Source organism: Vibrio sp. 10N.222.48.A3, assembly GCF_041475345.1.
Lineage (GTDB): Bacteria > Pseudomonadota > Gammaproteobacteria > Enterobacterales > Vibrionaceae > Vibrio > Vibrio tasmaniensis_A.
The window spans coordinates 1-265 of the sequence record NZ_JBFRVX010001488.1 but is presented as its reverse complement, the minus strand read 5'-3'; the positions used below and the strand labels follow the sequence as shown (position 1 = coordinate 265).

The 265-nt window shown below is 45.3% G+C and carries 1 protein-coding gene; it reads left to right on the top strand.

Annotated elements, in window-relative coordinates; genetic code table 11:
* Nucleotides 1-265: helicase-related protein (locus tag AB4653_RS27305; RefSeq protein ID WP_372105806.1), on the top strand; the 265-nt coding region annotated here is incomplete at both ends.

Here is a 265-nt window from a genome sequence, read left to right as displayed (position 1 = left end):
AACAAGTGTTGGTGTTCACTAAGACTAAGCAGGGTACCGATGCTCTAGTTAAAGAGCTTAAGCTAGATGGCATTAAAGCGGCATCAATCAATGGTGATAAGAGCCAAGGTGCGCGCCAAAAAGCACTGGATGATTTCAAATCAGGCAAAATACGCGCGCTAATTGCAACCGACGTGGCAGCTCGAGGTATTGATATCCAGCAGCTAGAACAAGTTGTGAATTACGATATGCCATTCAAAGCGGAAGACTACGTTCACCGTATTGG